The organism is Pseudomonas sp. BTN1, from assembly GCF_001907715.1.
In the GTDB taxonomy this organism is placed as follows: domain Bacteria; phylum Pseudomonadota; class Gammaproteobacteria; order Pseudomonadales; family Pseudomonadaceae; genus Aquipseudomonas; species Aquipseudomonas paracarnis.
This window is the reverse complement of record NZ_MPBM01000027.1, coordinates 103,584-127,508: the sequence shown is the minus strand read 5'-3', so window position 1 is coordinate 127,508 and position 23,925 is coordinate 103,584. Positions and strand designations below refer to the sequence as shown.

The following is a 23,925-nucleotide window of genomic DNA, read 5'->3' as shown; positions in this document are numbered from 1 at the left end:
CCAGTGTCCGTCTAAGGAAAAGGCCCTCGACATGCGCATTCTCATCACCGGCGGTGCCGGATTTATTGGCTCGGCCCTGATCCGGCACTTGATTCAACACACTGAGCATGAAGTGCTCAACCTGGACAAGCTGACTTACGCCGGCAACCTCGAGTCGCTGACCAGCATCGCGTCCAACAGCCGCTATGAGTTTGTCCAGGCCGATATCATCGACCAGGCCACCGTCAGCGCCGTGCTCGCACGCTTCGAACCCGATGCGATCATGCACTTGGCGGCCGAGTCCCATGTCGACCGTTCCATTGACGGCCCGTCGGATTTTATCCAGACCAACATCGTGGGCACCTACAGCCTGCTGGAAGCCACGCGCGCCTATTGGCAGAAGCTGGCAGAGCCGGCAAAAAGCGCGTTCCGTTTCCACCACATCTCCACTGATGAGGTGTATGGCGACCTGCATGGCGTGGACGACCTCTTCACCGAAACCACGCCTTACGCCCCCAGCTCGCCTTATTCCGCGAGCAAGGCGGCGTCCGACCACCTGGTACGCGCCTGGCAGCGCACCTATGGCCTGCCGGTGCTGTTGACCAACTGCTCGAACAATTACGGGCCGTTCCACTTCCCCGAAAAATTGATCCCGCTGGTGATTCTCAATGCCCTGGCGGGCAAGCCACTGCCGGTGTATGGCGATGGTCTGCAGGTGCGTGACTGGCTGTTCGTCGAGGATCACGCCCGTGCGCTGCTCACAGTGGTCACCACTGGGGTTGTGGGCGAAACCTACAATATTGGCGGCCACAACGAACAGAAGAACATCGACGTGGTACGCGGCATCTGCGCCCTGCTGGAAGAACTGGCGCCGCAACGCCCAGCCGGCGTGGAGAAATTCACTGACCTGATCACCTTCGTCAAGGATCGCCCAGGCCACGACCAACGCTATGCCATTGACGCCAGCAAAATCGAACGCGAACTGGGCTGGGTCCCGGAAGAAACCTTCGAGACCGGCCTGCGCAAAACCGTGCAGTGGTACCTCGATAACCTGGAATGGTGCCGCAGGGTCCAGGACGGCAGTTATCAAGGTGAACGACTGGGCAATACTGACGTGAAGGATTTGATCGCATGATGAAGGGAATTGTATTGGCCGGCGGTTCCGGCACCCGTTTGCATCCCATTACCCTGGGCGTGTCCAAACAGTTGTTGCCGGTATATGACAAGCCGATGATCTACTACCCGATCTCGGTACTGATGCTGGCGGGAATCAAGGACATCCTGGTGATCTCCACACCAGTGGACTTGCCGCAATACCAGAACCTGCTGGGCGATGGCAGCCAATTCGGCGTGCGCTTCACCTACGCGGAGCAGCCTTCGCCGGATGGCTTGGCCCAGGCGTTTATCATCGGCGAAGAGTTCATTGGCGATGACCCTGTGTGCTTGATCCTGGGGGACAATATCTTCCACGGCCAGCATTTCGGCGAGCAGCTGCGCACTGCGGCGGAACGCCCCTCAGGCGCTACCGTGTTCGGTTACTGGGTCAAAGACCCTGAGCGTTTCGGTGTAATTGACTTCGATAGTGAAGGCCGCGCCCTGTCCATCGAAGAAAAACCGGCTAAGCCTAAGTCCCACTACGCCGTGACCGGCCTGTACTTTTACGACAACGACGTGATCAAGATCGCCAAGGCGGTCAAGCCGTCGCCACGCGGCGAGTTGGAGATCACCGACGTCAACAATGCCTACCTCCAGCGTGGCGATCTGCACGTTGAACGCTTCGGTCGTGGTTTCGCCTGGCTCGACACCGGCACCCATGACAGCCTGTTGGAAGCCTCGACCTACGTTCAGACCATCGAGCACCGCCAGGGCTTGAAAGTGGCCTGCCTGGAAGAAATCGCCTACGAAAACGGCTGGATCGATCGTGACTATCTGCTGGAACGTGCCAAGTACTTTGGCAAGACCGGCTACGGCCAATACCTCTACTCGCTTGCCGGAGAGACCCAGTGAATGTAGTTGAAACCACACTACCTGGCGTACTGATCCTCGAGCCAAAGGTATTCGGCGACGAACGCGGTTTCTTCTACGAAAGTTTCAATGCGCGCGCCTTTGAAACGGCCACCGGGCTCAAGCGTAATTTCGTGCAGGATAATCACTCACGCTCGCAAAAAGGCGTGCTGCGAGGTTTGCACTATCAGCTTGAACACACTCAAGGCAAGCTGGTGCGTGTCACCTACGGTGAAGTGTTGGATGTGGCGGTCGACATCCGTCGCAGCTCACCCAACTTTGGCCAGTGGGTGGGTGTCCGTTTGTCGGCACAGAACCATCGCCAACTCTGGGTGCCGGAAGGCTTCGCCCATGGTTTCGTGGTGTTGAGTGAGTACGCAGAGTTCCTGTACAAAACCACCGACTACTACCAGCCAAGCGCCGAGCGCAGCATTCTCTGGAATGACCCGACGCTGGCAATCGACTGGGAGCTGGCCGAACCGCCGCAACTCTCCGCCAAGGATCAGGTCGGCAAACTGCTGATGGAAGCTGACCTGTTCCCATGAAAATCCTCATCACCGGCCAACACGGCCAAGTCTCCCAGGAGCTGCAACAGCGGCTCCAGGGCTTGGGCGAACTCATCGTCCTGGGCCGCGACCAGCTTGATCTGGCAAACGCAGACCTTATCCGCCAACAAGTGCGCGCCCATCGCCCCGGCCTGATCATCAACGCGGCGGCCCACACCGCCGTCGATCCGGCCGAGAGCGAACCGGACGCTGCGTTCGCCATCAATGCCATCGCCCCCGGCATCCTCGCCGAAGAAGCCAAGGCCCTGGGCATCCCGCTGATTCACTACTCGACCGACTACGTGTTCGACGGCACCAAACCTGCCCCGTACACCGAAAGCGACACGCCGAACCCATTGGGTGTCTACGGCCAGAGCAAGCTGGCGGGTGAGCAGGCGATTGCGGCTGTTGGCGGCCAGTACCTGATCTTGCGTACCAGCTGGGTCTATTCGGGCCATGGCAAGAATTTCCTGCTGACCATGCAACGCCTGCTGCAGGAAAAAGCGCAGATGCGCATCGTTGCCGACCAGATCGGTGCGCCGACCTGGGCCGGGACTATCGCCAACAGCACCCGCGTGCTGATCGAGCAGTGGCAGGCCGGTAAGGCAGGGGATTGGGGTGTTTACCACCTCACTGCCCAGGGTGAAACCTCGTGGTTCGGTTTTGCCGCGGCGATTGGCGAGCAACTGCGCGCCGAAGGCAAGGCCTGCGCCGAGCTGGAACCGATTCCTTCCAGCGCCTACCCGACCCCCGCCAAGCGCCCGCTGAACTCGCGCCTGGACTGCACGCGCCTGCAACAGCAATGGCACGTCAGCCAGCCACAATGGCAAGACGCATTGCACGAGTGTCTTGCACAGCAGCACTAGGCATAATGCGCCTGTACTCACAGGCGCGACTTCCATGACCCCACCCCTTGCGCGAAGACCCCGCTGGCGCAGCCTAGCCCTGCTGGCTCTGTGCCTGGCACCGCTGTTGTGGCCGCTGGAGCATTTGGCCGAGCGCTATTACCGCAGCGAACTGGCCGGGCAAAATCGCCAGACCCTCGACCTCTACGTCGCCAACTTGCTGGGCACCCTGCACCGCTACGAAATACTGCCGCAGATCCTCGGTGACTTACCGGCCCTGCGTACTGCATTGGACGCTCCCCATGTCAGCACCCACCTGGTCAGCGCCAACCAGTTGCTCAAGGATGTCGCCGCCCAGGCCGGGGTAGAGGTGATGTATCTGATGGACACCACCGGCAAGACCCTCGCCGCGTCCAACTGGGACAAACAAGACAGCTTTGTCGGGCGCAACTTTTCCTTCCGTCCGTATTTCAGCGAAGCCATGGCCGGGCGCCTCGGCCGGTTCTTCGGCCTGGGCACCACCTCGGCCAAGCGCGGCTACTTCTTCGCAGCAGCGGTACGTGACGGCGATACTATCATCGGGGTGCTGGTGGTGAAGGTCGACCTGGACCACACTGAAAGCCTGTGGGGCAATACCCCCGAACAACTGTTGGTCACCGACCACAACGGCGTGGTGATCCTCACTTCGCGCCCGCAATGGCGATTCCGCGCCACGCGGCCACTGACCGCCGAAGAACGCCAGGCCATCATTGCTATCCAGCCCTACCCCACCCGCGACCCGCAGCCACTGAGCCTCAGCAGCAGCGCTTGGCTGCGCCAATCCACAGCCATCGCAGAGACCGGCTGGAACGTGGAAATCCTCGCGCCGCGCTCGCTGATCAACCGCCCGGTGCGCACGGTCGTTGCCGTGGGCGGCGCCACGTTGTTGGTGCTGATGCTGTTGCTGGGGTTGCTGATGCAGCGCCGCCGGCACTATCTGGAACGCATCGCCTTCGAAGCCAAGGCCCGCCGCGAGTTGGAAATGCGCGTGGCCGAGCGTACCAGTGACCTGGAGGGCCTTAACCGGCGCCTTAAACAGGAAGTGCTGGAGCGCGAGCATGCCCAGCAAGAACTGGTGCGCGCTCAGGACGACTTGGTCCAGGCCGGTAAACTGTCGGCGCTGGGCACCATGTCGGCGAGTATCAGCCATGAACTGAATCAGCCACTGGCGGCGATTCGCAGCTATGCCGAAAACGCCGAGATCCTGCTCGACCATGAGCGCACCAACGATGCCCGTGGCAACCTCAAGCTGATCAGCGAATTGACCGGGCGCATGGCTTCGATTATCGCCCACCTGCGTGCATTCGCCCGTCGCGACCGGCATGCGCCGGAGAGCGTGGCTTTGCAACCGGCGCTGGACGACGCCCTGGCATTGCTGGCCAAGCGTCGGCGTTCGATGGAGGTGGAGTTGATCCGCGACCTGCCAGAGGCAACCCTGTGGGTGCAGGCTGGTGAAACCCGCCTGCGCCAGGTGCTGGGTAACCTGCTGGCCAATGCCTTGGACGCTCTCACCGAAAAAGGCCCGCCACGCAAACTCTGGCTGAGTGCCGAAACCACGCCCCATGGCGTCAACTTGTATATTCGCGACAACGGCCCGGGCTTTTGCATGGAAGCCCTGGGCCGCGCCAGCGAGCCGTTCTACACCACCAAGACGCGCACCCAGGGCCTGGGCCTGGGCCTGGCGATCTGCGACACGCTGATGCGCGCCTTTGGCGGCGAACTGTTGTTCGCCAACCACAAGGAAGGCGGCGCGCTGTTAACCTTGAAATTACGTGCCGGCTCGCCGGGCGTCAGTCTGCAACCGTCCGAGGACCGCAGTGTATGAGTATCGACAACTCGATTCAGGTGGTATTGATCGACGACGATCCACACCTGCGTCAGGCCCTGTGCCAGACCTTAGACTTGGCCGGCCTGAACGTCCTGCCCCTGGGAGAAGCCAACGGGCTCACCGCACGTCTGTCCCGAGACTGGCCGGGCGTGGTGGTCAGCGACATCCGCATGCCCGGTATGGACGGCCTGGAACTGTTGGCCGAACTGCACGGCCAGGACCCCGACCTGCCGGTGCTGCTGATCACCGGCCACGGCGACGTACCGCTGGCGGTGCAAGCCATGCGTGCCGGCGCCTATGACTTCCTGGAAAAACCCTTCGCCAGCGACGCGCTGCTCGACAGCGTGCGCCGTGCCCTGGCCCTGCGCCGGCTGGTACTGGACAACCGCAGCCTGCGCCTGGCTCTCAGCGACCGCCAGCAACTCAGTACGCGCCTGGTAGGGCACTCGCCACAGATGTTGCGCCTGCGCGAGCAAATCGGTGCACTGGCCGCGACCAAGGCCGATGTGCTGATCCTCGGCGAAACCGGGGCAGGCAAGGAGGTCGTCGCCCGCGCCCTGCACGACCTCTCAAGCCGACGCAGCGGCCCGTTTGTGGCGATTAACGCCGGAGCACTGGCGGAATCGGTCGTGGAAAGCGAACTATTCGGCCATGAACCGGGCGCGTTTACCGGCGCGCAAAAGCGCCGCATCGGCAAGTTCGAGTTCGCTAATGGCGGCACGCTGTTCCTCGATGAAATCGAAAGCATGAGCCTGGATGTACAGGTCAAGTTGCTGCGCCTTTTACAGGAGCGTGTCGTGGAGCGCCTGGGTGGCAATCAGCTGATCCCGCTGGATATCCGCATTATCGCCGCCACCAAGGAAGACCTGCGCCTGGCCGCCGATCAGGGCCGTTTCCGTGCCGACTTGTATTACCGCCTCAATGTGGCGCCGCTGCGCATTCCCCCGCTACGGGAACGGGGTGAAGATGCGCTGATGCTGTTCCAGCACTTCGCCGACGAGGCCAGCAGCCGCCACGGCCTGCCCTTGCACGAACTGCAACCGGGCCAGCGCGCGCTGTTGCTGCGCCACAGCTGGCCGGGCAATGTGCGGGAACTGCAAAACGCCGCGGAGCGTTTCGCCCTCGGCCTGGAGTTGGCCCTGGATAACGCCCAGGACCATCCCGCCGCCGGCGTGCTGACCTCCACGCCCGGAGGCCTGAGCGAGCAAGTCGAACAGTTCGAAAAAAGCCTGATCGCCGCCGAACTGACCCGCCCCCACAGCTCCGTGCGCAGCCTCGCCGAAGCCCTGGGCGTGCCGCGCAAAACCTTGCACGACAAACTGCGCAAACACGGCCTGAACTTCGCCGACAGTGCCAGCCAGAGCGCCGATGACGAATGACATCGTCCACCTACGAAGAGGCCGCCATGAGCCGCGATAGCCGTTACCTGGAATCCATCCTTCACCATGACATCCCACTCACCCGGGAAATGGGCCTCAGGGTGCTCGACTGGCAACAGGACCAGCTGCAACTGCACCTGCCCCTGCAAGCCAATATCAACCACAAGAGCACCATGTTTGGCGGCAGCCTCTACTGCGGCGCCGTGCTGGCGGGTTGGGGTTGGCTGCACCTGAAGCTGCGTGAAGCCGGGATTGAAGACGGGCACATCGTGATTCAGGAAGGGCAGATCAGCTACCCGCTGCCGGTGACTCAGGACGCGACAGCCATTTGCGCGGCGCCGGATGAAAAGATTTGGAAGCGCTTTATGGCGACCTATCAGCGCTATGGGCGGGCGCGGTTGGCGCTGCAGACGTGGATTGTGAATGAAGGCAGTGCAGAGCGTGCCGTCGTCTTTACCGGCCAGTACGTCTTGCACCGCTAGCAGCCATTACATAAAACAAATGTGGGAGCTGGCTTGCCTGCGATAGCGGTGGGTCAGCCAATACCTGTACGACTGACACTCCGCCATCGCGGGCAAGCCCGCTCCCACATTTTGCTCTGCAGTGATCTTAAGATCTGGCCAGGGTCAGCAGCCGATCACGCCAGGCGGCCTTGGCTGGCAATGCCAGAAAGAACGGGTTCAGCAACGACTCCCGCGCCGGGTAGCTGAACGGCTTGCCATCCAACTCCAGCACTTCGCCCCCCGCCCCTTCCAATACACCCTGGGCCGCTGCGGTATCCCACTGCGACGTCGGCGCCAGGCGCGGATAACAATCGGCACTGCCCTCAGCCAGCAAACAAAACTTCAACGAGCTGCCGATATTCGCCAGTTTCAACTCGCCCAAGCCCTCGCTCAAACCATCTAACAGACGCTCCTGCTCAGGGCTGGTATGACGACGGCTGGCCACCACGGTAAAGGCTTCGCCCGCAGCCCTGGCCTGGCGCACTTGAATCTGCTTGGGCGCGGCATTGACGTCCGAACGCCAAGCCCCCAGGCCCGCGCCGCCGAAGTAGCAACGGCCAGTGGTCGGTATCGACACCACGCCGAACACCACACGGCCCTGTTCGATCAATGCAATATTGACGGTGAATTCTTCACTGCCAGAAATGAATTCCTTGGTGCCATCCAGAGGGTCCACCAACCACCAACGCTGCCAGCCGGCACGCACGCTCTGATCGATATCGGCGTCCTCTTCAGACAGTACTGGAATGCTTGGGTCCAGCGCGGTGAGGCCAGCGAGAATCAGATGGTGGGCAGCCAGGTCAGCAGCCGTCACGGGAGAATCATCCGCCTTGGACATCACGGCTACCTCGGCACGCCAGTACGGCAGGATGGCTTCACCCGCCTGCCGAGCCAGTTCAATGACCGGGGCGATAAACGGGTGGCCTAAAAACAGTTCGCTCATGCGGTGAACGCTCCACGCTGGGTCAACAGGTCTCTCACCAGATACAGCGCCGCCAGGGCGCGACCTTCGCTGAATTGCTCGTTTTGCGCCAACGCCGACAGCTCACGCAGGTTGACCCGGTCTACCCGCATCGGTTCGGGCTCATCACCTTCAAGGCGCTCTTCGTAGAGATCGGTAGCCAACACCACCTGGATCTTCTGGCTCATATAGCCGGGCGACAATGACAGCTCGGTGATGTGCTCCAACTGCCGTGCACCGTAGCCGGCCTCTTCCTTGAGTTCGCGGTCTGCCGCTGCAAGCACGTCTTCGCCGGGCTCGATCAGGCCTTTGGGCAACGACAATTCATATTCGTCAGTGCCGCCGCAGTATTCTTCCACCAGCACTGCATGATCTTCATCGATCATCGCCACAATCATCACGGCGCCATAGCCCGTGCCACGCCCGACAAGACGCTCATAGGTCCGCTCAACGCCATTGGAAAAGCGCAATTGCACTTCCTCCACGCGGAACAAACGGCTACTGGCGACTATTTCGCGGGCGAGGACAGTGGGTTTCTGGCGCATAAACGGCTCCTTGGCGTGATCGGGTTACTATACCGTGGCTTTTCCGATTGTCTGTGTCGGATATTTTTACTTACATGAGACCCCACCATGCCCTCTCTGCCCTGGCACGCCATCGACACCGTCCTGCTGGACATGGACGGCACCCTGCTCGACCTGCATTACGATAACCACTTCTGGATGGAGCACCTGCCCCAGCGCTACGCCGAACTGCACGGTGTGAGCCAGGCCATGGCGGAGATGGAGCTGCAACCGCTGTTTGAGCGTAACGCCGGACAGTTGCAATGGTATTGCCTGGATTTCTGGAGCGCCGAGCTCAAGATCCCGGTGCGCGAACTCAAGCTGGAAACCGCCCACCTGATCGCCCTGCGTCCGGATGCCGATACGTTCCTGGCGGCGATCAAACAGGCCGGCAAGCGCGTGATCATGATCACCAACGCTCATCGTGATTCGCTGTCATTGAAGTTGGAACGCATTGAACTGGCGCCGTATTTCGAGCGTTTGATCAGCTCTCACGACTACGGTTTTCCCAAGGAAAACCCGCAATTCTGGCAAGCCTTGCAAGCGGATATCCACTTTGACCCGGCCCGTAGCCTGTTTATAGATGACACTTTGCCGATCTTGCGCAGCGCCCGGGATTTCGGGGTCGGTCATTTGCTGGCAGTGAAAGAGCCTGATAGCAAGAAAGGACCAAAGGACACCGCAGAATTTGCAGCCGTCGGGGATTATCGAGAACTCATTGCCGGGCTTATGTAGGAGCGAGCTTCCTCATTTTGCCCTGCGTATTACTCAGGGATGCGCAGTGTCTGGCCGGGGTAGATCTTGTCCGGGTGCGACAGCAGCGGCTTGTTAGCCTCGAAAATCTTGTTGTACTGGTTGGCATTACCGTACACCGCCAGGGAAATCGCGCTGAGGGTATCGCCCTTTTTCACTACGACGAAGCGAGCAGCGGTAACCGCAGGGCCAGTAACAGTGATCTGGTCATCCACACTTGCCACGCCGGCAATGTTACCCAGCGCCAACAGGATCTTCTCTTTCTCTTCCTGCGTGGCCACTTCACCGGTCACCGTGACCTTGTCGCCATCCACCGTGGTCTGCACGTTTGGATTACCCAGGCCCACCTTGCTCACATGCTCCTTCAACTGCTCACTCGCGTTCGCATTACCCGGCGTCAATAGGTCGACAATCTTTTCGCCGGCTTCTTTGATAAAGCTAAAAATACTCATGGTGCGCTCTCCTTGGGATTTAATTTCCAGATGCCCAAGACTAGACCAGTCCTGCCGACTTGGGTTCCAGACTGGCTAAAGACTCAAAAGTATCCAACTCACCCCTGCCTGGAATAAGCCCGACGCAAACGCAGGTGAACCTTGATCGACGCCCTCTATCAATAGATCAATACTGGCGATTAGACGTGACCCTTTGTCGCGCCTAGTCTAAACACTGATCAATCCGCCGGTGGTACTGCCCCATGAACGCCAAGCGCCCTCACTGCGCGGCGCCCGCTCTCGAATCGACCGCGCCCGTCGCTAGCCAGAGCTATCACTATTGCAATCTTGAACACACGGAAGTCGCCAGCACTGCGCTGGCCGAAGAAGTGGCGTTGGCGATTGCCTACAACGATATCAGCCAGGCGGTGATGCTGGTGACGCCTACGGACCTGGAAGACTTCATTGTAGGTTTCAGCCTCGGCAGCGGCATTATCACCGACGTTAACGACATTTATGACCTGAAAATCAGCGGTTCAGGCGCAGCCCAGTACGCTCAGGTACAGGTTTCCAGCCGTGCGTTCTGGAACCTCAAGCAGCAACGCCGCCAATTGGCAGGCACCAGCGGCTGCGGTCTATGTGGCGTGGAAGCGGTAGAACAAGCATTGCCCGACCTTCAGGTACTGCCCGGCGCACCCTTGCCGCCCGCGCAGTGGCTAGATGGCCTGCGCCAGCGTATCAGCGCATTCCAACCCCTGGGCCAGCACAGCGGCGCCGTGCATGCGGCGATTTTTATGGACAGCCAGGGTGAATTGCTGATGGGTCGCGAAGACATCGGCCGGCATAACGCCCTGGATAAGTTGATTGGTGCGTTGATCCGCCAAAAGATTCCGACCGACGGCGGCCTGGCGATTGTTACCAGCCGCTGCAGCCTCGAATTGATTCAGAAAGTCTTGCGCGCGGGCATCCAGACCCTGGTCAGCCTGTCGTCGCCTACCGGCCTGGCCTTGCAATGGGCGCGCCGGCACAACCTCAACCTCATCCACCTGCCGCAAAAAAGCGCGCCACGGGTCTATAGCCCTGCGATGGAGCACCAGCCATGAGCCTTCACCACCAAGCCGACCAGACCCCAACCCCACGCTACAAGCCCTATAAAGGCCCAGCCGGTGGCTGGGGCGCTCTGATCAGTGTGGCGCAAGCCTGGCTGACCAGTGACAACGCCCTGAAAAACCTGCGCATGATGCTCAAGACCAATCAGAACGGCGGCTTCGACTGCCCGGGCTGCGCCTGGGGCGACTCGCCGGAAAGCGGCATGGTCAAGTTCTGCGAAAACGGCGCCAAGGCGGTCAACTGGGAAGCCACCAAGCGCCGCGTCGATGCGGCATTCTTCGCCAAGCACAGCGTCACAGCGTTGCTGGAGCAAAGCGACTATTGGCTGGAATACCAGGGCCGCCTGACCGAGCCGATGCGCTATGACGCCGAGACCGATCGCTACACGCCCATCAGTTGGGAAGCCGCCTTCGACTTGGTCGGCAAGCACCTCAACGCACTGCCCAGCCCGAACATGGCCGAGTTCTACACCTCGGGCCGCGCCAGCAACGAAGCCGCCTACCTGTACCAGTTGTTCGTACGCGCCTTTGGCACCAACAACTTCCCAGACTGCTCGAACATGTGCCACGAAGCCAGCGGCGTAGCCCTGGCGCAGAGTGTCGGCGTGGGCAAAGGCACTGTGACCTTTGATGACTTCGAACATGCCGATGCCATTTTCGTCTGGGGCCAGAACCCCGGCACCAACCACCCACGCATGCTCGAGCCGCTACGCGAAGCGGTGAAACGCGGCGCTCAGGTGGTGTGTATCAACCCGCTGAAAGAGCGCGGCCTGGAGCGCTTCCAGCACCCGCAACATCCGCTGGAAATGCTCACCAACGGCGACAAGCCGACCAACACCGCCTACTTCCGCCCGGCGCTGGGTGGCGATATGGCTATCTTGCGTGGCATGGCCAAGTTCCTGCTGCTGTGGGAACGCCAAGCCCTGGCCGAAGGCAAGGAAGCGGTGTTCGACCACGACTTCCTCAACGAGCACACTGCCAACGTCCTGGAATACCTGGGTCAGATCGACGACACCTCGTGGGAGGAGATCGTTGAGCAGTCCGGCCTGACCCTGGTGGAGATTGAGCAAGCGGCACGCATGTACGCCAAAGGCAAGAATGTAATCATGTGCTGGGCGATGGGGATTACCCAGCACCGCCACTCGGTGCCGACTATCCAGGAAATCGCCAACCTGATGCTGCTGCGCGGCAATATCGGCCGCCCAGGTGCCGGGCTGTGCCCGGTGCGTGGCCACAGTAACGTACAGGGCGACCGCACCATGGGCATCAACGAACGCCCACCGGTGGCGTTTCTGGACGCGCTGGAGCGTCGTTTCCAGTTCCAGGTGCCGCGCGACAATGGCCATAACGTGGTGGAAGCAATTCACGCCATGCTTGAAGGCCGCTCCAAAGTCTTTATCGGCCTGGGCGGCAACTTTGCCCAAGCCACGCCAGACAGCACGCGCACCTTTGAAGCGCTGCGAAATTGCGACCTGACCGTGCAGATCAGCACCAAGCTCAACCGCAGCCACCTGATGCACGGTAAAGATGCGTTGATCTTGCCGTGCCTGGGCCGCACCGACATAGACATCCAGGCCGACGGCCCGCAAGCGGTGACGGTGGAAGACTCGTTCAGCATGGTCCACGGCTCCAACGGCCAACTGCAACCGCTGTCGAAACTGATGAAGTCCGAGCCGGCGATCCTGGCGGGCATTGCTGCCGCTACCCTGGGCAGCAAGCCCGTGGATTGGAACTGGCTGGTGGCCGACTACGGGCGCATCCGCGACCTGATCGCCGACACCATCCCAGGCTTCAAGGACTTCAACGAGAAGATCAAACATCCAGGCGGCTTCTATCTGGGCAACTCCGCCGGCGCCCGCCGCTGGAACACCCCCTCAGGTCGCGCCAACTTCCGCCCCAACATCTTGCCCAAAGACCTGATCCATGAGCGCACCCGCGCCACGGGCCGAGTGCCGGACCTGATCATGCAGTCAATGCGCTCCCATGATCAGTACAACACCACCATCTACGGCCTGGACGACCGTTATCGCGGGGTCAAAGGCCAACGTGACGTGCTGTTCGTCAACGAAGCCGACATCATCCGCCTGGGCTTCAAGCCGGGGCAGAAGGCAGACATCGTGTCGCTGTGGGAAGACGGTCGTGAGCGCCGCGTGAAGGGCTTTACGTTGCTGGCATTTGATATTCCGGCGGGGCAGGCGGCGGCTTACTACCCCGAAGTGAACCCGTTGGTGCCGTTGGAAAGCACTGGCGACGGTAGCCATACGCCAACGTCCAAGTTTGTTGCGATTCGCTTGGAAGCGGCGAGTGACAGTGGGTTGATCATGGCGCGCTCGGCCTGACTCGATCCGAGATATGTGTTGCTTGAACTAACGCTTTCGCGGGCAAGCCCGCTCCCACACTGGGATGGGTTCACCATTGAGACTGTGTGGACCGATCTGATGTGGGAGCGGGCTTGCCCGCGAAGAGGCCAGCACAAGCACCACACATTCGGCAGGCACAAAAAAAGGCCGCTTTTGCATAAAAGCGGCCGTTCCGAAGTAGCTAAAGACCCGTAAAAACGACTTAAGTTCCCCATACAAAACAGTAACTTAGCAAATTGTATACAACCTCTGCCGCCGGTCGGATTTCGATTGTCAGCGCCTCGATACAACCTCAGGATCGCGCCGTCATCCCTTGAGGTTTCCCTGAATGAAGTTCTCCTCGATTCTCTTGTTGTCCCTTGGCCTGGTCAGTGGCGCAGCCATGGCAGGCGGCACCACCGAAGCCGGTGTAGGCGGCGCATTGGGTGGGGTTCTAGGTTCCGTTGTCGGCCAGCAGCTGGGCGGCAACACCGGTTCGACCATCGGCGCGGCCCTCGGCGGCGCAGGCGGTAGTGCAGTCGGCGCCGACAAACGCAGCCGTGGCGAAGCCGCCATTGGTGGCGCATTGGGCGCAGCCGGCGGTAACGTCGTGGGCCGCAGCGTCGGCGGCAGCACCGGCGCACTGATCGGCTCCGCGGCCGGCGGTGGCGCGGGCGGCGCGCTAGGCAACTACATGGGTAACGAAAGTGATCGCGACAACCGCCATTACCGCGATCGCGACCGTGACGATCGTCGCTACTACCGCGATGGCCACCCAGGTCGAGGCCATGCCTATGGGCATCGCAAGAACAAGCACCGTTATCGCGACTGATAAACCCGCGCTCTGACGAACACATCCGATGTGGGAGCCGGGCTTGCCCGCGATAGCAGTGAATCAGGTTTTAGACGTACTGCCTGATACTGCGCCATCGCGGGCAAGCCCGGCTCCTACATTTGGGATGCTTTGCTTATAGGTGCGTCAAACCAGCAGCCGCTGCATCGCTTCGCGCAACATTCCCGGAATCGGCACTGGCTGGTTCGAGGCTCGGTCCACAAACACATGGACAAAGCGCCCCGCCGCACACGCCTCCTGCTCGCCCGCCTTGAATACTGCCAGCTCATACTGCACCGAACTATTGCCCAGCTTGCCTACCCGCAGGCCGATTTCAATGCGCTCGGGAAAAGCAATCGAGGCGAAGTAATCGCAGGCCGAACTCACCACAAACCCCACCACCTCACCGTCATGAATATCCAGCCCGCCCTGTTCGATCAGGTAGGTATTAACGGCTGTGTCGAAGAAGCTGTAGTAGGTGACGTTATTCACATGGCCGTAGGCATCGTTGTCGTGCCAACGCGTGGTGATCGGTTGGAAGTGGCGGTAGTCGTCGCGCACAGGCGTTGAGTCAGGCATCGGCAAGTCTCATCAAAGTTGATCCAATTGAGCATGGGCCCAGTCGCGCACCTCGGCGTAGGGGTAGTCTTCCAGCGCAGCAAAACCGGGAATGCCCCGCGCCTTCAACTTGGTAAACAACGGTACGCTGATACCGCCAAGGAAACGCGTCAAACGCTCCGCATTCGGCAAGTGCCCCGTGTGCTCATGATGCCTGTGGATAAAATCACCGCACAGCCCCATGAAGTTTTTATCCACAAGCGGCGGCAGGCTCGGCGGCGCCGGCAGATGGGCGACCTGGCCGTGGCATACCGAACAATGCCCGCAACGCTGGGGTGCATTATCATCACCAAAGTAGTGCGCCAGACGCTGCCCCAGGCAGTGGTCGGTGGCGAACAGGTCGAGCATGGCGTGAATCCGCGCGACCTCCGTCACCTCATGCTGCTTGAAGCCTGTGTATAACTCGGCGCTTAACGCGTGCGGGTCGAAATGGGTGTCGAGCAAACTGTAGACCTCAGTCATCTGCTTGCTTTCGAGCTCGATCAGGCCCTGCTCCTGAAAATAATCCAGTGCCTTCACCACCCGGCTACGCTCGGCATTGTGCTGTTGATAAAGCGCATCGAAATCGACCGTCGCCCAGGTTTTAGCGCGCTTGCACACCTGGATGATCGCCGCGACAAACTGCTGCCGCTCGCCGGAAAAACGCGCCAGCAAGGCTTCGGGTTCGATCAGGTATTTGAAACGGTATTGCGCATAAAACGCATAGCGCGGCGCGATCACGCCCTTGAGCTCCAACTGCACCAAGAGCGTCTTGAGCGGCAGCTCGCGAATATTGCTGTGGTCCGACAGCGACCTGAGCAGGAACTCCCACTGCCCTTCACTACGCGCGGACTGCAACTCCTCCAATACGCGAAAAATGCCGTCCTGCTCCGGCGTATCACCGTACACGAAGTTTTCCAGCACATTGAGGCTGTCGCGGTTGGCCAACACCAGGCAATCGGACGGCTGCCCGTCACGCCCTGCGCGGCCGATTTCCTGGCTGTAGTTCTCGATGGACTTGGGCAGGTCGAAGTGCACGACATTGCGGATGTCACTCTTGTCGATGCCCATGCCAAACGCGATAGTTGCGACAATGCAATTGGAACGCCCGCCCATGAAACGCTGCTGGATACCTTCGCGTTTTTCATGGGGCAGCCCCGCGTGATAAGCCTCGGCCTGAATACCGTGGCGGTTCAGATGCTCGGCAATCTGCTCGGCGGTTTTCTGCAAGGTGACGTAGACGATACTCGGCTGGTTGGCCCGCGCTTTCATCCACTCCACCAGCCTGCGGCGTTTGTCATGGCCGCTGACGGGTTCCACCAGCAGGTTGAGGTTGGGCCGATAGAAGCCCGTGGTCACTACATCTTCGGCAGCAATGGCGAACTTGGCCTGCATGTCAGCGATCACCTTGGGCGTGGCCGTGGCCGTCAGCAACAGCGCCTGAGGGATGTTGAACTGGCGCTGGTAGTCCGGCAGCTTCAAATAATCCGGACGGAAGTTGTGGCCCCATTCGGAGATACAGTGCGCCTCGTCTACCACCAGCAACGAGATCTGCACGCTGTTCAGGAAATTACGGAAACGCTCGTTCTTCAAACGCTCCACGGAAATCATCAGAATCTTGAGCTCGCCCGACCGCGCACGGGCCATTACATCATTGGCCTCATCACGGCTCTGGGCCGAGTCGATACTGCCCGCCGAAATGCCATGGCGCTGCAGGAAACCCAATTGGTCCTGCATCAACGCCAGCAAAGGCGACACCACCAACGTCAGGTGCGGCAGCAACACGGCCGACAACTGGTAACACAAGGATTTGCCCGAGCCCGTAGGGAAAATGGCGGCGGCAGATCGCCCAGCCAGCACGGCGCTGACCGTCTCTTCCTGGCCCAAGCGAAAGTGTGGGTAACCAAAGACCTGCTGGAGGGTGTCGTGCATAAGGCTGTCACTCCATTGACCGCTGAGTTGGCTCAAAAACATAGCCCGGGAATCCCAGCGAATCGAGAAAGGTCGCAAGGAAAAAAGAGACAGGATGATACACAGGGGGAGGGATGGCTCAGGGCCGAAGTGGGACTTTTCTGAGAACGTAACAGGAAGCAGCAGATACAAATGTGGGAGCTGGCAAGCCCTCTCCCACATTTCACAACCGAGCTACAGCTGAATCAGCGGTTCTGCACCCGCTCGATCGCCGTGTCATACACCGGGTTGGCCTTTTGCTCCTTGGCCAACTGGTAATGACGCAACGCATCCGGGAACTGCCCAGCCGCTTCGTAGATGCGTGCAATGTTGTAGTAGGCACCGGCACGCACGGTCGCGGCATTGGTACCGGTCGCCAGGGCGATAGCCTTGCGGTTGGCCCAGATCGACTCCGCAGTATTGCCGGCTTTCTGATACGCCAGGCCAAGGTTGCCGTAAGCCTTGCCGAAGCTGTTATCCAGCTCGATGGCTTGACGGAAGAAGTCGATGGCCTGGTCCAGGTTACCGGCCTGGTAGGCCGCTTCGCCCTTGAGGTTCAGCTTCTTCGCATCGGCCTGTACCGACGAGCTCACTGTCACGGCGGTGACGGCCACGCTGTCGTCCAGCAAAGGCTTGACCTCGTTGAGTACATCTTCGGCGCCAACTCTCACGCCGGTGAAGGTGTTGATGTCCTGGAAGTCGCCACTGCCGGTCATGCGGAACACGGTCCACAGGTTGCCCGTGCGGTTCTGCGGCACATAGTAAGTGCGCACCAGGGATTGCCCCATGTACACGAACACCTTCGCCTCACTGTCGGACAACTCGCTGGAGGTGGGAGAGCCGCTGTTGGAATAGTCGTGCACGGCATAGACGTAGCTTTCGCCGTAATGCTTTTTCTGCAGGGTGATGGTTTCCGGGCCATAGCTGTCGGTGTCATCCACGTCCAGTTCGGCGTCGGTGCCCTTTTTATTGTTGAAGAAGATGTTATTGCCGGGGAAGATCATATGGGAGTCGAGGTCGCGCGGAGCCTTGCCCCAGGTCAACACCACACGCAGGCCGTCGAGATTTTCCATCACCGGGCTGATGGCATAGGTCATGCCTTTGCACGGGCACTTCACCACCAGGTTGGAATAGCCAGGCTTCTTGATGATCAGCAGGTTGCTGGCATCGTCAGCCGCTTCACTGGTCAGCGTGACCTGTCCTTGTGCGTTGGTGCGGCCCACCACGTTCTGCGCGCCATTACGTTGCAGCAACACTTCGGCATCGGCGATTTTCTGGTCCTTGACCACCGCGCTGAGCACCTCAATTGGCAATTGCTCGGCTTGGACGGAAAACGCCACCGCACACAAAGACATCGCCGAGGCGACACGAAGCAAACCCATGCTTAACTCCCTTTAAGTAGTGGGCGGAATCGCCCTACAAGATTTTGCGGTGAAACATACGCTGAATTGAGCTCGCTGGCAGATTTTTTATACAGATTGTGACAGGGATTTTATCCCGCCTACCGAGCTACGCATTGCGCTACAATCAAGCCTTGCTTTCCAAGAGGACGCAGCGATGAGCGAACTGACGTTTGAGCAAAAACAGGATCACTATCACAAAATCCGCCGTTCCAATTACTTGGCCAGCCTGCGCCTGGAAGGGTTCGATACCCAACCGACCGACGTCGACAAACCCCTGCCCACACGCGAAGCCGTCCTTGCCAAGTACCGCAACACCTCACGCTGATGCTCGGCAAATACGGGGTGGGCCAGGACCCGTACTGCTATCCCGGTAGCAGCATCCTGCGCAACCGCCTCGATTTGCTCGATGAAGCACGCCTGCACCAGGCCGAGCGGGAATTATCCGAAATCGCCGTAGGCAACCTGCCACTCTTTCCGCCGCCCTACGACCTTGATCGCCTGCAACACATTCACCGCGTCCTGTTCGGTGACATTTATGACTGGGCCGGCGAACTGCGCAGCGTCAACATCCAGAAAGGCGACACGCTGTTTTGCACCCCGGAGCGTATTCCACCAGAAGCGGCAAAAATCGTCCGGCATATGCAAGACGCCAATTGGTATGTCGGTGCGAGTCAGGCTGACCTTGTGCGTCAAATCGCTGAAGCTTATGGCGACCTGAATGTCATTCATCCCTTCCGCGAGGGAAATGGACGGGCGCAGCGGATCCTGTTTGAACAGATCATCGTGAATGCGGGGTTTTCGGTGAATTGGTGGTTGGTAAAACATGCGGCCTGGATACCCGCGAATATTGATGCGGTGGCGTGTGACTATCGGGGATTGGAAGCGATTTTTGAGCGGTGTATCGGTAGGCCTCTCAGTGCCTGATCGAACTTCGAACGCCTAAACCATCTGTTTATGGCTCGAAAACAAACTCACTTTTAAGGTTCGGCTCGTCGCTGCCAATTCAGCGACCGAACAGCCATCCCGCAGCTAAACCTGTAGGAGCAAGCTTGCTCGCGAAAAATGTCAACGGTAACGCGTGCTTCCTGGATAAACGCGGTGCCTGTGAATTTTTCGCGAGCAAGCTCGCTCCTACAAAAAGCCTTAGGGCAAACCCGGCGCCCACATTTGCTCGGTTCAGCCAGCAAAATCGGTATCACGTCATAAATGCAGGAAGGCATTGTAAGAAACCAAAAAACGGAGCGTCGTCCGTTTCCCAAACTGCTTCAAACAGTGTCTTGCCCCTCTACAGAAAAGCCCTTTGCCTGGACGACACTAGCCCCCTCTCCCAACGCGCTCGGCATAATTTTGTGACCATCGAAAGGACTCAACACATCAGCCACTATGGCATCACCTTCACGATGATTCGCCTTGGTACTGGCAAACCGGGATTGCCAGCGTGGCTGGTGCGATGAACGAGTACATTCAGTGGATCAATTTGCTGCTCTTCTTAATACTGGCCGCTGTAATTGATAGAACAATAAGGTTGCCCCTACTCAGAAAATGGCTCGGGCTCTGCCTATTGATAACCGGTCCAATACTTCTGTTGTATGCCACGTCTTGGATCATAGGGGCACAGCTTGAAAGTCTGCCGATAGTCGCCTTTGTGACAGGCATCGGGTTGCTGAGCACCCCGAATATCTATTGCAGGGTAAACAACACTCACCCTTTGATGATTGGTCCCACCATGAACCTGTCTCCCAACTTCCCCGAAGGTCCCGTCATGCAGCAGCTCCTGCAATTGCTGCATGAAGAAATCGGCTTGCCAAAACAAAAGACCATTGGCTTGCACACCTCACTGAACTTCGACCTCGGGTGCGATGGTGCTGAGGCCAAGCAATTCATGGAGGCGCTGGAGCAGGATTTTGGTGTCGACCTGGGCGACTACGACGCTTATCGTTACTTCCAGCCGCCGGTGTTCGACGTGTTCCTGAAGCGTCGCGCCAAAGGCCGTGGTGACAAGATCCCGTTGACCATCGGCATGCTCTACCTGGCGATCAAGACCCACCGCTGGGACACGCAGACGCTGGAAAACCTGAGCTGACCTGAGCAACACTGAGCACAAAATGGGGGAGCGGGCTTGCTCGCGAATACGGCGTGTCAGCCAATATTTGCGTTACTGATACATTGCATTCGCGGGCAAGCCCGCTCCCACAGTGGATCTGCGCTCATCTGACGAGCCGTATAAATAACAAGGACCTTACATGGACGTAACAATGGGCCTGCTGGCCGCTCTGCTCTGGGGCGGCACGGACTTTCTGGTGGGCCTCAACGCCCGCGCCGTTGGCGTTAAACGCGCGGTGTATTTCGGCCAAGCTCTCGGTTTTTTGATCATGACCTTCCTGCTGGTCATTTTCCCGGCCTTCCTTTTCAAATCCCTTGATGCACCGTTAAGCGTTTGGCTCCTGGGCGTCGCCGCCGCTCTGCTGACGGTGTCCGGCGCCCTTGCGCTGTCCAAAGCCTTTGCCTTGGGCAAAGCAGCCATCGTCGCGCCGCTGGTGACGTCCTATGGAGTGGTGACCACCCTGCTCTCCTGGGCCAGCGGTGAACACATCAGCCTGATACAACTGGGCTGCATCGCCCTGTGCGTGATCGGCGTTGTGCTGTCCAGCGTTCACAAGGACAACGGTACGCCTCACAACAACCCGCGCCTGTCCATTGCCTACGCCATGTTCGCCGCAACCTTGTACGGCACCAGTTTCTGGCTGCAAGGCCGCTACACACTGCCAGCGCTGGGGCCAATCACCATGTTGTGGCTGGGTTACCTGGTAGGCCTGTGCGTGCTGGTGGTAATGGTGCTGAAGATCAAGGATGGTCTGAAGATCCCGCCACTGAAAAACTGCGCGACGTTGACCGGAGCGAGCTTGATGAACCTCGGCGGTTTCTCGGCGTTTTCGTGGGGCGCAATGGCCGGCTCGGTGTCGGTGGTGACGGTGATCAGTACGCTCTCTGGAGGGATCGCGGCGATCCTGGGGTTTGTATTTTTCAAGGAGCGGTTGTCAGCGGTGCAGGTGGCAGGTGTCGTCCTGGTGCTGGTCGGTGCAGTGGTACTGCACATGGCCGACTAATCGTTCGCACATAAAAAAGCCGCCTACTTAAGAGGCGGCTTTTTTACAACCGGCGAGTCTTACAACTTAGGACCCGCCGCCTTGATCGCATCGCTGACTTCAAACTTCTTGAAGTTTTCGATGAACAGGCCAGCCAGCGCTTTCGCGGCTTCGTCGTAGGCAGCCTTGTCAGCCCAGGTGTTGCGCGGGTTCAACAGGCCGGTTTCAACGCCCGGTACGGCCAATGGCACGTCGAGGTTGATGGTGTCCAGGTGTTCGGTTTGCGCACCGATCAACGCGCCGCTCTGGATCGCTGCAATCACGCCGCGAGTGGTCGGGATGTTGAAGCGTTTACCAACGCCGTAGCCGCCGCCGGTCCAGCCGGTGTTGACCAGGTAGACCTTGGAGCCGAAACCACGGATGCGCTTGATCAGAAGCTCTGCGTATTCGCCAGCCGGACGTGGGAAGAACGGCGCGCCGAAGCAGGTGGAGAAGGTCGACTTGATGCCGCTGCCCGAACCCATTTCGGTCGAACCCACCAAAGCGGTGTAGCCGGACAGGAAGTGGTAGGCCGCCTGTTCTTCGCTGAGGATCGACACAGGCGGCAGTACGCCAGTCAGGTCGCAAGTCAGGAAGATCACCGCGTTTGGCTCGCCGCCCAGGTTCTTCTCGGAACGCTTGGCAACGTGCTCCAGCGGGTAGGCGGCACGGCTGTTCTGGGTCAGGCTGACATCGGCGTAGTCGGCGTGCTTGGCCTCGTCGATCACGACGTTTTCCAGCACCGCGCCATGCTTGATGGCTTTCCAGATAACCGGCTCGTTCTTCTCGGACAAGTCGATGCACTTGGCATAGCAACCGCCTTCGATGTTGAACACCACGCCTTCGCCCCAGCCGTGCTCGTCGTCACCGATCAGGTAACGGCTTTCGTCGGCGGACAGAGTGGTCTTGCCAGTGCCGGACAGGCCGAAGAACAGGGTCACATCGCCTGCTTCGCCGATGTTGGCGGCGCAGTGCATCGGCAGCACGTCGGCAGCCGGCAGCAGGAAGTTCTGCACCGAGAACATGGCTTTTTTCATTTCACCGGCGTAACGCATGCCGGCAATCAGTACTTTTTTCTGGGCGAAGTTGAGGATCACGCAACCGTCGGAGTTAGTGCCGTCACGCTCTGGCACGCACTCGAAGTTGGCCACGTTGAGCACTTGCCACTCTTCACGACCGGCCGGGTTGTACTGGGCCGGGTTGATGAACAGGCAACGACCGAACAGGTTCTGCCAGGCAGTCTGGGTAGTCATTTTCACGGCCAGGTAGTGGTCTTCTGCAGCCCCTACGTGAACATGGGAAACGAAATGCTCTTGCGCGTTGTTGAAGGCCTCGACGCGAGCCCACAAGGCATCGAACTTGTCGGCCGGGAACTTGCGGTTGATCGGGCCCCAGGCGATGGCGTCCTGGGTGGAAGGCTCTTCAACGATGAAACGGTCAACCGGCGAACGACCGGTGCGGTGACCGGTTTCTACGACCAGCGCGCCAGTATCGGCAAGCACGCCTTCACCGCGCTGCAGGGCTTCTTTGACCAGATCGTCAACACTCAGATCGGTGTATACGGCGTTATTGGCTTGCGTCATGAGGTTCCCCGTCGGCCTATGGCCGAGTGCTCCAAACGTTTTGTAGTAGAAAGTTGCGCACTACTACCGCGAAAAAAGTGGGCCGGATTATGCCAGAAAAGCCCAAAAAGAGTAGGGCCCTCCCGTCAGAACACCTCTAATCCGGCGTTTGTCAGGTGATTTACCTGTGCTTAAACGTTTTAGTGGCGGGTGTCGGAAGGGGTGTCGATGCCTGCTCCAGCGAACAATTGCGCTACATCAGCCGCATCGAACAGGTAGCGCTGGTTGCAGAACTGGCAGTCGATCTCGATATGGCCGCCATGTTCCACCACCAGGTTTTGCGCATCTTCCAGACCCAGGCTGACCAGCGCGTTACCGGAACGCTCGCGCGAGCAACTGCAGCGAAAATGCAGGCCCTGTGCGTCGAACAGGCGCACGGCCTCTTCGTGGTAGAGGCGGTGCAGGATGGTTTCGTTGTCCAGGCCCAGCAGTTCTTCGGCCTTCAAGGTGTCGGCCAAGGCGATGATATGCCGCCAGCTTTCGGCACGATCATCCTCATCCTTGATGCGATCGGCCGGCAGTTGTTGCACCAGCAAACCACGGGCGCGCTTGCCGTCGGCGTTAAGCCAGAACTTGGTGCCCACTTGCTGGGACATAACGAAGTAGTTGGTGAAGCATTCCGACAGGGTCTGACCGTCGAGGTCGACAATACCCTGGTACCGCTGGCCCTCGGTCGGGTCGACAGTCAGTGCCAGGACGCCATTGGGCATCAGGTCGGCCAAGGTGGCATCTGCGGCAATCTGGTCAGGCTCGTAACGGGCCAGACCACGGATCTCGCGCTCGCTCGAGCACTCGATCATCAACATGGGCACTGGCCCTTCGGAACGAGCCTGCAAGATCAGCAAACCGTCGAACTTCATGGTGCCCACCAGCAGCGCCGCGGCTGCCATCAACTCGCCGAGCAATTGCGCGACCGGCTCCGGATAGGCGTGTTTGGCAAGGACTTCGGCATAGCTGAGCTCCAACGAAACCATCTCGCCGCGGGCATCGCTCTCATCGAAGATGAAGCGTTGGGTGAAGTCGGTATCCGGTAGATCAGTCATAGGTCTGGGTATCTGAAGTGATGACAAAATGATTACAAGGTTTATAAAATTAAACGCTTTAGCACCATCTTGGTG

General features: G+C 59.5%; 23 protein-coding genes. 15 read left to right on the top strand and 8 right to left on the bottom strand.

Annotated elements, in window-relative coordinates; all coding sequences use genetic code 11:
• Positions 1-31: 31 nt before the first annotated feature.
• Genes rfbB through BMH52_RS14435 form a run of 7 tightly spaced genes read left to right on the top strand, consistent with a single transcriptional unit; the run spans position 32 to position 7,101 of the window.
• On the top strand, positions 32-1,114 hold the full coding sequence (rfbB, locus tag BMH52_RS14465) for a dTDP-glucose 4,6-dehydratase (RefSeq protein WP_014716493.1): 1,083 nt from the start codon (positions 32-34) through the stop codon (positions 1,112-1,114).
• Positions 1,111-1,986 carry a glucose-1-phosphate thymidylyltransferase RfbA gene (gene rfbA / locus BMH52_RS14460; protein ID WP_072434731.1) on the top strand — a complete coding sequence of 292 codons (876 nt, stop codon included), beginning with the start codon at positions 1,111-1,113 and terminating at the stop codon, positions 1,984-1,986. The genes rfbB and rfbA overlap by 4 nt, the downstream gene beginning before the upstream one ends.
• On the top strand, positions 1,983-2,528 hold the full coding sequence (rfbC, locus tag BMH52_RS14455; protein ID WP_054922633.1) for a dTDP-4-dehydrorhamnose 3,5-epimerase: 546 nt from the start codon (positions 1,983-1,985) through the stop codon (positions 2,526-2,528). Before rfbA ends, rfbC begins: the two co-directional genes overlap by 4 nt.
• Positions 2,525-3,394, top strand: coding sequence for a dTDP-4-dehydrorhamnose reductase (rfbD, locus tag BMH52_RS14450; RefSeq protein WP_072434729.1), 870 nt, complete (start codon positions 2,525-2,527; stop codon positions 3,392-3,394). Before rfbC ends, rfbD begins: the two co-directional genes overlap by 4 nt.
• A 34-nt stretch (positions 3,395-3,428) precedes the next feature.
• On the top strand, positions 3,429-5,237 hold the full coding sequence (locus BMH52_RS14445) for an ATP-binding protein (RefSeq protein ID WP_032901796.1): 1,809 nt from the start codon (positions 3,429-3,431) through the stop codon (positions 5,235-5,237).
• Positions 5,234-6,619: a sigma-54 dependent transcriptional regulator gene (locus tag BMH52_RS14440; protein WP_072434727.1), complete on the top strand. Its 1,386-nt coding sequence runs from the start codon at positions 5,234-5,236 to the stop codon at positions 6,617-6,619. The genes BMH52_RS14445 and BMH52_RS14440 overlap by 4 nt, the downstream gene beginning before the upstream one ends.
• Positions 6,620-6,645: 26 nt before the next feature.
• On the top strand, positions 6,646-7,101 hold the full coding sequence (locus tag BMH52_RS14435) for a thioesterase domain-containing protein (protein ID WP_073844090.1): 456 nt from the start codon (positions 6,646-6,648) through the stop codon (positions 7,099-7,101).
• Between the two features lie 127 nt (positions 7,102-7,228).
• Here BMH52_RS14435 and cysQ read toward each other — a convergent pair whose 3' ends face one another.
• Together cysQ and nudE are read right to left on the bottom strand one after the other, a co-directional pair.
• Positions 7,229-8,065 (bottom strand): 3'(2'),5'-bisphosphate nucleotidase CysQ, encoded by an 837-nt coding sequence (cysQ, locus tag BMH52_RS14430; protein ID WP_073844067.1) that lies wholly within the window; start codon positions 8,063-8,065, stop codon positions 7,229-7,231.
• Positions 8,062-8,628: an ADP compounds hydrolase NudE gene (gene nudE / locus BMH52_RS14425; protein ID WP_014716485.1), complete on the bottom strand. Its 567-nt coding sequence runs from the start codon at positions 8,626-8,628 to the stop codon at positions 8,062-8,064. The genes cysQ and nudE overlap by 4 nt, the downstream gene beginning before the upstream one ends.
• Before the next feature lie 87 nt (positions 8,629-8,715).
• Between nudE and yrfG the strand changes: the two genes are divergently transcribed.
• Positions 8,716-9,381 (top strand): GMP/IMP nucleotidase, encoded by a 666-nt coding sequence (gene yrfG, locus BMH52_RS14420; protein WP_073844065.1) that lies wholly within the window; start codon positions 8,716-8,718, stop codon positions 9,379-9,381.
• 29 nt (positions 9,382-9,410) lie between these two features.
• Here yrfG and lysM read toward each other — a convergent pair whose 3' ends face one another.
• Positions 9,411-9,851, bottom strand: coding sequence for a peptidoglycan-binding protein LysM (lysM, locus tag BMH52_RS14415; RefSeq protein WP_003187704.1), 441 nt, complete (start codon positions 9,849-9,851; stop codon positions 9,411-9,413).
• 242 nt (positions 9,852-10,093) lie between these two features.
• On the opposite strand from lysM, the gene fdhD reads away from it, so the two are divergent.
• The 3 genes from fdhD to BMH52_RS14400 all read left to right on the top strand — a co-directional run bounded on the left by fdhD (position 10,094) and on the right by BMH52_RS14400 (position 14,110).
• Positions 10,094-10,933 (top strand): formate dehydrogenase accessory sulfurtransferase FdhD, encoded by an 840-nt coding sequence (fdhD, locus tag BMH52_RS14410; RefSeq protein ID WP_020302412.1) that lies wholly within the window; start codon positions 10,094-10,096, stop codon positions 10,931-10,933.
• Positions 10,930-13,278, top strand: coding sequence for an FdhF/YdeP family oxidoreductase (locus BMH52_RS14405; protein WP_073844063.1), 2,349 nt, complete (start codon positions 10,930-10,932; stop codon positions 13,276-13,278). Before fdhD ends, BMH52_RS14405 begins: the two co-directional genes overlap by 4 nt.
• A 349-nt stretch (positions 13,279-13,627) precedes the next feature.
• Positions 13,628-14,110, top strand: a complete 483-nt coding sequence (locus tag BMH52_RS14400; RefSeq protein WP_014716482.1) for a glycine zipper domain-containing protein — start codon at positions 13,628-13,630, stop codon at positions 14,108-14,110.
• A gap of 147 nt (positions 14,111-14,257) precedes the next feature.
• Here BMH52_RS14400 and BMH52_RS14395 read toward each other — a convergent pair whose 3' ends face one another.
• The 3 genes from BMH52_RS14395 to BMH52_RS14385 all read right to left on the bottom strand — a co-directional run bounded on the left by BMH52_RS14395 (position 14,258) and on the right by BMH52_RS14385 (position 18,039).
• Positions 14,258-14,689, bottom strand: coding sequence for a thioesterase family protein (locus BMH52_RS14395; protein WP_003187697.1), 432 nt, complete (start codon positions 14,687-14,689; stop codon positions 14,258-14,260).
• A 12-nt stretch (positions 14,690-14,701) separates the two neighbouring features.
• A complete protein-coding gene (locus BMH52_RS14390; RefSeq protein WP_073844061.1) occupies positions 14,702-16,639 on the bottom strand; it encodes an ATP-dependent DNA helicase RecQ in 1,938 nt (645 codons plus the stop codon).
• 224 nt (positions 16,640-16,863) lie between these two features.
• The gene (locus BMH52_RS14385; protein WP_073844059.1) at positions 16,864-18,039 is read right to left on the bottom strand and encodes a tetratricopeptide repeat protein; all 1,176 of its coding nucleotides are present in this window, start codon (positions 18,037-18,039) and stop codon (positions 16,864-16,866) included.
• A gap of 175 nt (positions 18,040-18,214) precedes the next feature.
• Between BMH52_RS14385 and BMH52_RS28515 the strand changes: the two genes are divergently transcribed.
• The 4 genes from BMH52_RS28515 to BMH52_RS14370 all read left to right on the top strand — a co-directional run bounded on the left by BMH52_RS28515 (position 18,215) and on the right by BMH52_RS14370 (position 21,167).
• Positions 18,215-18,385, top strand: a complete 171-nt coding sequence (locus tag BMH52_RS28515) for a YhfG family protein (RefSeq protein ID WP_003187692.1) — start codon at positions 18,215-18,217, stop codon at positions 18,383-18,385.
• Positions 18,385-18,984, top strand: coding sequence for a putative adenosine monophosphate-protein transferase Fic (locus BMH52_RS14380; RefSeq protein ID WP_073844057.1), 600 nt, complete (start codon positions 18,385-18,387; stop codon positions 18,982-18,984). Before BMH52_RS28515 ends, BMH52_RS14380 begins: the two co-directional genes overlap by 1 nt.
• 802 nt (positions 18,985-19,786) lie before the next feature.
• Positions 19,787-20,143, top strand: coding sequence for a DUF1493 family protein (locus BMH52_RS29975; RefSeq protein WP_073844055.1), 357 nt, complete (start codon positions 19,787-19,789; stop codon positions 20,141-20,143).
• A 160-nt stretch (positions 20,144-20,303) separates the two neighbouring features.
• Positions 20,304-21,167 (top strand): EamA family transporter, encoded by an 864-nt coding sequence (locus tag BMH52_RS14370; RefSeq protein ID WP_014716477.1) that lies wholly within the window; start codon positions 20,304-20,306, stop codon positions 21,165-21,167.
• Between the two features lie 59 nt (positions 21,168-21,226).
• Here the strand turns inward: BMH52_RS14370 and BMH52_RS14365 are convergent, their stop codons facing one another.
• Complete coding sequence (locus tag BMH52_RS14365) at positions 21,227-22,768, bottom strand: phosphoenolpyruvate carboxykinase (RefSeq protein ID WP_005783824.1); 1,542 nt, start codon at positions 22,766-22,768, stop codon at positions 21,227-21,229.
• Positions 22,769-22,947: 179 nt separating this feature from the next.
• Entirely contained in the window at positions 22,948-23,850 is a 903-nt protein-coding gene (hslO, locus tag BMH52_RS14360) for an Hsp33 family molecular chaperone HslO (protein WP_020302421.1), read from the bottom strand.
• Positions 23,851-23,925 lie beyond the last annotated feature (75 nt).

What these genes read in the sequence shown, in the direction of transcription:
- BMH52_RS28515 (WP_003187692.1), top strand. Translation starts at nt 18,215, where the DNA reads ATGAGCGAACTGACGTTTGAGCAAAAACAGGATCACTATCACAAAATC.
- BMH52_RS29975 (WP_073844055.1), top strand. Translation starts at nt 19,787, where the DNA reads ATGAACCTGTCTCCCAACTTCCCCGAAGGTCCCGTCATGCAGCAGCTC.
- cysQ (WP_073844067.1), bottom strand. Translation starts at nt 8,065, where the DNA reads ATGAGCGAACTGTTTTTAGGCCACCCGTTTATCGCCCCGGTCATTGAA.
- fdhD (WP_020302412.1), top strand. Translation starts at nt 10,094, where the DNA reads ATGAACGCCAAGCGCCCTCACTGCGCGGCGCCCGCTCTCGAATCGACC.
- nudE (WP_014716485.1), bottom strand. Translation starts at nt 8,628, where the DNA reads ATGCGCCAGAAACCCACTGTCCTCGCCCGCGAAATAGTCGCCAGTAGC.
- BMH52_RS14440 (WP_072434727.1), top strand. Translation starts at nt 5,234, where the DNA reads ATGAGTATCGACAACTCGATTCAGGTGGTATTGATCGACGACGATCCA.
- hslO (WP_020302421.1), bottom strand. Translation starts at nt 23,850, where the DNA reads ATGACTGATCTACCGGATACCGACTTCACCCAACGCTTCATCTTCGAT.
- rfbD (WP_072434729.1), top strand. Translation starts at nt 2,525, where the DNA reads ATGAAAATCCTCATCACCGGCCAACACGGCCAAGTCTCCCAGGAGCTG.
- BMH52_RS14365 (WP_005783824.1), bottom strand. Translation starts at nt 22,768, where the DNA reads ATGACGCAAGCCAATAACGCCGTATACACCGATCTGAGTGTTGACGAT.
- lysM (WP_003187704.1), bottom strand. Translation starts at nt 9,851, where the DNA reads ATGAGTATTTTTAGCTTTATCAAAGAAGCCGGCGAAAAGATTGTCGAC.
- BMH52_RS14370 (WP_014716477.1), top strand. Translation starts at nt 20,304, where the DNA reads ATGGACGTAACAATGGGCCTGCTGGCCGCTCTGCTCTGGGGCGGCACG.
- rfbB (WP_014716493.1), top strand. Translation starts at nt 32, where the DNA reads ATGCGCATTCTCATCACCGGCGGTGCCGGATTTATTGGCTCGGCCCTG.
- BMH52_RS14405 (WP_073844063.1), top strand. Translation starts at nt 10,930, where the DNA reads ATGAGCCTTCACCACCAAGCCGACCAGACCCCAACCCCACGCTACAAG.
- BMH52_RS14445 (WP_032901796.1), top strand. Translation starts at nt 3,429, where the DNA reads ATGACCCCACCCCTTGCGCGAAGACCCCGCTGGCGCAGCCTAGCCCTG.
- BMH52_RS14400 (WP_014716482.1), top strand. Translation starts at nt 13,628, where the DNA reads ATGAAGTTCTCCTCGATTCTCTTGTTGTCCCTTGGCCTGGTCAGTGGC.
- BMH52_RS14385 (WP_073844059.1), bottom strand. Translation starts at nt 18,039, where the DNA reads ATGGGTTTGCTTCGTGTCGCCTCGGCGATGTCTTTGTGTGCGGTGGCG.
- rfbA (WP_072434731.1), top strand. Translation starts at nt 1,111, where the DNA reads ATGATGAAGGGAATTGTATTGGCCGGCGGTTCCGGCACCCGTTTGCAT.
- BMH52_RS14435 (WP_073844090.1), top strand. Translation starts at nt 6,646, where the DNA reads ATGAGCCGCGATAGCCGTTACCTGGAATCCATCCTTCACCATGACATC.
- BMH52_RS14380 (WP_073844057.1), top strand. Translation starts at nt 18,385, where the DNA reads ATGCTCGGCAAATACGGGGTGGGCCAGGACCCGTACTGCTATCCCGGT.
- BMH52_RS14390 (WP_073844061.1), bottom strand. Translation starts at nt 16,639, where the DNA reads ATGCACGACACCCTCCAGCAGGTCTTTGGTTACCCACACTTTCGCTTG.
- BMH52_RS14395 (WP_003187697.1), bottom strand. Translation starts at nt 14,689, where the DNA reads ATGCCTGACTCAACGCCTGTGCGCGACGACTACCGCCACTTCCAACCG.
- yrfG (WP_073844065.1), top strand. Translation starts at nt 8,716, where the DNA reads ATGCCCTCTCTGCCCTGGCACGCCATCGACACCGTCCTGCTGGACATG.